This is a genomic window from Pseudomonas sp. LBUM1653 (assembly GCF_059716115.1).
Window position 1 is genome coordinate 5162598 of the sequence record NZ_CP166803.1, and the last position, 5257, is coordinate 5167854.

The window sequence follows — 5257 nt, forward strand, 5'->3', positions numbered from 1 at the left end:
TTCGGCAGCTCCTACAGGGGAATACGTACACCTGTAGGAGCTGCCGAAGGCTGCGATCTTTTGATCTTCTACTCAGGCGGATCGATTCGGTCCAGCGCCCGGTTCACCGCCAACTCCCCCAGCATGATGACCTGGGCAATCCCCAACAGGGAATTGCGGCTCGGCCCTTCCATATGATCCGCCAAATCCAACGCCATGACATTGGCCGAAGCCAGCGACTCACAGGCGTGGGCCAGCAGCGTTTCGACATCGAGCTCAGGGTTGACGATGAACATGCTGCAGAGCTTGCGCGGGGTGGCCTGGATGTCGGCAGCCGAGGGGATGCGGTCGTTGGAATTATCTGAGTCGGAATTTTCTGACGAGGATGTCGGATCGGGGTCCGGTGGATTCGGTGTGACCTTGAACATGGGTGTTTTCTCCAGAAAGGGCCACGACCATCTCGCTACTACACGAAAGGGTGGTAGCTGTGCGCAAGTTAGTAGACCGGTAAAGTCACCCAAAACCCGGCGCGCCCGAAGGCGCCATGCGCACAGCCACCATCAAGTGCAGGCATATGCCTGACTGAATGACACCTGTACAACCGAGGATAACTAGCCGGGCTACTAAACCCGATCACTGACAATCAGTGACACGAACCAAGTTACTGGGCAGCCCCAAGGCGCACAAGCCGGCGGATTCTGGAGTAACTGTAGGCGACGACGCAAGGTGCTGTGGCTTTCATGAAGTAACTGGGTGGGGCTATTAAACAGACTTGAACCTATCCACGGGAGAGCTGTGAAAAGAGATCAATCCGCGCTCGATCTGCCCCGTCCAAAGTCGCTGTTCCCCTCCCCTTCGAAAAGCCCGTAAAAAATCCTACATCAAAAGCGCTACGACACAGAGACCAATCCTACACGCGCCGTAGATATTTCCTATATCCCCGCCTGTTTACTTTTTGAGAGGTTTTCAAGTCTTAACAGCGGGTGAAAAGGGCACCACGCTGAACGCTTATCCAGGCCAGGGAAGTCTGAACATGAACAATCCAGCTCCGGTCTTTCCACCAAAATCGCCAAAACCTTGGGTTTCTGATTTTAAGCGCAGGAGTTGAAAGTAATGCAAACGATGAGAAGGAAAGAAAGGCGGCTATGGTTGCTGGGCGGGGTGGCATTTACGGTGCTTGGGTGCACTCCTGCGGATAACAAGATGGCAGGCGGTAATATAGAAGCCGTCAATCATACAGTCCATGCTATCAACTGGTTATCGGTGAACGGCTATCGAGCTCATGGCGGAGGGGGAAGTTCGTGCTGCATTATTATGCCAACCAAATGGCGCCCTGGTTTGAAGGCTCATATTGAATGGGAAGTTGATCCTGAGCCTTTTGCTGACTCTCCACCTTTAGGAACAAATGAGTTTAGAAATTTTATAATAAAACACAAAGCTAAATATAGACTTTATAGTACAACCGTAGATATTCCAGCATGGCCAGGTACAGAGTCATGTGACCTGAAGGTGCATTTTTTAACTTGCAATCGCGTGAAGGTTACTACCGCCTGCGCGGTACATGGCCAACCGAATTATCCAATCAATGAACCTATGCAGATGAAGGAGCCAGCTGTATGCCAAAAATAAAAAACAACTCAATATCTAAAGCTTGGGCACCACCAGCATTCCCTTTAGAGGGGCGTCTTCCGGTGGATGTTCGGGTCGTCACACAAAATTATCAAAAACACACTTATGAGGAGAATCGCTTCCAACGGACACCTGATGCTCAAGGGCGGCGCTCACAACTTTTCTGTTGTTGCCACAGCCTGCACATCAGTCTGTTTTTCGATGGCACGAATAACAATGACAACAACGACACCAAAAACAATCACCCAAGCAACATCGCCAAGCTGTTCCATGCCTCGCTTCAAGGCACTGAGGCCAAAAAGAGTGGTTACTTTTCCTATTATATGCCCGGTGTAGGCACGCCCTTCCCTGAAATAGGCGAATTGGACTACAGCGAAGACGGGCTGAAATATGCCACAGGCGGTGAAGATCGTATCAACTGGGCTCTGGTTTCCGTCTTTGACGCTTTGCATACGGCGCTTAACAGAACTCCGCTATCTCAGGATCGTCGTACGAAAGCTGTCGACTCTATGAGCACCTGGAAAGCCCCACTGATGTTTAGAGCTGGCCCCAGCAAGCGGCGGCGGGTGATGAAAGAAGTGCTCGGTACCTTGCTAGACCGCGTGGAGCGGGCCACACCCAAGGTATTGGGCGTCAAGCTGTACATATACGGTTTCTCCCGCGGCGCAGCAGAAGCCCGCACCTTCGTCACCTGGCTCAGTCAGTTGTTCGATACACCGGAGGGGGCGGAACTACCGTCACAGAGCCTCATCGGCCTGCCGGTGAGCGTCGAATTCCTTGGCGTACTGGACACCGTGGCCTCAGTGGGCATCGCTAACGTAGCGCCATTTTTTGCCGGGCACATGGACTGGGCCGATGACAGCCAGTTGTTGCCGGAGGCGAAAACCTTTCCGGAGCTGGTCAAATGCTGCCGGCATTTCGTTGCGTCTTTCGAACAGCGTGCGTGTTTTCCGCTCGATTCGATCCGCAACGAGAATGGCCAATACCCGGCCAATACCTATGAAGTGGTGTACCCCGGCGTGCACTCCGATGTCGGGGGTGGCTACCCGCAAAATGATCAGGGTAAGGCGCGCGGTGGTACCAGTGAGCTGGTGTCGCAAATCGCCCTGCACGACATGTATGCCGAAGCCTTTGCTGCGGGTGCGCCATTGCAAGTTCCGGAGGTTGCATTGCCGAACACTTTACGCACTGAGAAGGCGTGGCGGATGCTTGGGCTGGATGCAAAAGAGGAGTTCGACATTAACTCCCAAGTAATCGAACGCTTCAACGCCTGGCGCCAAACCCTCCCCGGCATAGCCACCGAAGCCCCCTCCAGCACCTCACCTTCGGATTATCAGCCACAACAACTGAGCACCAACGTGGAAGACACCCTGGCCGATCAGTTGGGCTGGATCACCGGCTGGCGAATTGGCCGTTATGCCAATGACCCGCTGGATAACGACAGTTACAAGCATCAGCTTTTCTTCACCCAGGCCAACGAGGTAACAGGCTACGAAGTCGATAAAGGGCGTGAGAACTATAAGAAACAGCAAGATATCGCCCTGGGAAATCGCCTGAAATCACCTCAAGCGGCAACAAATCATCCCGGCCCGCCGATCTATGAGCCACAGATCGACAAGACCCAGCTCAGCCAGGCCGCCGCCGAATTCAAGCGCGACTACCGGGGCCTCAAACGCGAGCAGACCCACTGGAGCGCCGAGATCACCGATGTGCTGTTGCGCGACACGATCTACCTGCTCAATGAGAACGACGAGGCACGGGACCACGCGGCTATTCGTGAAGCGGGCGAGCGACGTGCCAAGCAACTATTTAGTGATGGCTGGGGTACGCCGAGCAAGGATCCGGTCATGGCCCTGTTGGTGGCGCTGTTCGATGACCAGGTGCACGATTCACGCGCATGGTTCATGCATGACAAGCTTAAATCCCGGGAGCTGTGGGCCGGTTACTTCTTCTATCGCATGACCTACTTCGGCAATGAAAACAGCCGCGAGCTGTCGCCGGTAGTGGTGGCTGGACGGGTATTGGGTGTGGCGATGCTGGCCGGGGCCACGGTGTATGGCATCAAGCGCGGCGGTGCACTGGGAGGGGTCGGCGGGTTGGCGGCGGGTATTGGCGGGGCAACCATTGGCTACCAGGTCATCGACAAGGCCAGCGGCCTGGCCCTGCCGTTCCTGCCCGGTGCCGAGCAACTTTTGCAACCTACCGCGCACATTGGCGAGTTGGTGACCGGGCTGAAATGGCAGATTGCTTCAGAAGACTACGCGCAGCGCATTGATCGCGTCACCGCCATGTTGCGCGCGTCGGGCAACTTGTTCGAGCTGACCTGATGGGGTCTTACCACAGGAGATGTTCGGCAAATCCAAAACCCAGGTTGCAAACAGTTCAATTGTGGGAGCGAGCCTGCTCGCGAAGGCGAAAGTCGCCCCACCAAAAAACCTTGCGCCGGACACAAAAAGGCCGCCATCCCTTTTATGGAGATGGCGGCCTTGTTCATTTCAGATCACAACCGCGAACGTACCCACCCCGCCACTTGCGCATGAATCCCTTCCACCTCACTCACCAACCCTGCCATGCGCAAAAAGTCATGGGTCATGCCCGGTTGTTCCAGCAACGTCACCTCATTCCCCGCAGCACGTAACCGCTCGGCATAGGCCATCCCTTCGTCATGCAACGGGTCATAGCCGGCCAGGTACACCAGCGCCGGCGCCAAACCCGATAGGTCATCGGCCAGCAGCGGCGAGCAGCGCCAGTCGGCCAGGTCCGCAGGCGTGCGTGCGTAGTGGGCGTAGAACCAGTCCAGGGTCGGGGTTTCCAGCAAGAAACCCTCGGCAAAATCCCGGTGTGAGGCGCGATAAGTGGTGGCGTCGGTCACGGGGTACACCAGCAGTTGCGCCTTGGGTTTCAGCGCCAGTTCCTCTGGCTCGCGTACGGCGATTATCGACAACACCGTGGCTAGTGTCGCGCCGACGCTGTCACCGGCCAGGGCCACCCGCGTGGCATCCAGGCCGCGGGTCGCGCCTTCGCGAGCCAGCCAGTTGCCGGCGTCGCAGGCGTCCTGCACCGGGGTTGGGAAACGCCATTCGGGGGCCAGGCGATAATCCACGGTCAATACGGCAAAACCGCCCTGGGCCGCCAGGCGTCGACACAGTGCATCGTGGGAGTCGAGGCTGCCGACCACGTAGCCGCCGCCGTGGAAATACAGGATTACCGGTTGCAGGCTGTCGAGCGTTTGGCCGTCGCGGTATAGGCGCGCCAACAGGCTGTGGCCGTCGCGGGCGGTGATGGTGAAGTTGTCGCAAGCGATATTGTCCAGCGGCACGTCGAGGAACCCGGAAGATGCCTCGAAGTCGATCCGCGCCTGTTGCGGGGTCTGTTCGTGCATGGGGCGGCTTTTGCCGGTGAGGCGGCCGAACTCGGCGAGTTCGAGGAAAGCTTCAAGTTCTGGCAGTAGGGCCATGGGGGATCCTTTTACACAAAGAGGTCAAAAATCGAGCAACAGAACATCTTGATTCGGATGAAGACCTGTGGGAGCGAGCCGGCTCCGGGCGGCGTTCCGACGAAAGCGGACTGCCAGCCAATATTGATGTCGACTGACAGGCCCTCTTCGCGAGCAGGCTCGCTCCCACAGGGGATGAGCGTAAGGTGGCAA

The 5257-nt window shown here is 56.6% G+C and carries 4 protein-coding genes; 2 read left to right on the forward strand and 2 right to left on the reverse strand.

Going from position 1 to position 5257, the window contains the following annotated elements:
- Positions 1 to 68: 68 nt before the first annotated feature.
- Entirely contained in the window at positions 69 to 407 is a 339-nt protein-coding gene (locus ACA054_RS23295; protein ID WP_497686358.1) for a DUF6124 family protein, read from the reverse strand.
- Positions 408 to 1092: 685 nt separating this feature from the next.
- On the opposite strand from ACA054_RS23295, the gene tli1a reads away from it, so the two are divergent.
- Both tli1a and ACA054_RS23305 read left to right on the forward strand, forming a co-directional pair.
- A complete protein-coding gene (gene tli1a / locus ACA054_RS23300; protein ID WP_497686359.1) occupies positions 1093 to 1608 on the forward strand; it encodes a Tli1a family immunity protein in 516 nt (171 codons plus the stop codon).
- The gene (locus ACA054_RS23305; RefSeq protein WP_497686360.1) at positions 1596 to 3935 is read left to right on the forward strand and encodes a T6SS phospholipase effector Tle1-like catalytic domain-containing protein; all 2340 of its coding nucleotides are present in this window, start codon (positions 1596 to 1598) and stop codon (positions 3933 to 3935) included. The genes tli1a and ACA054_RS23305 overlap by 13 nt, the downstream gene beginning before the upstream one ends.
- A 173-nt stretch (positions 3936 to 4108) precedes the next feature.
- On the opposite strand, the gene ACA054_RS23310 is transcribed toward ACA054_RS23305, so the two are convergent.
- A complete protein-coding gene (locus ACA054_RS23310; protein WP_497686361.1) occupies positions 4109 to 5065 on the reverse strand; it encodes an alpha/beta hydrolase in 957 nt (318 codons plus the stop codon).
- Positions 5066 to 5257 lie beyond the last annotated feature (192 nt).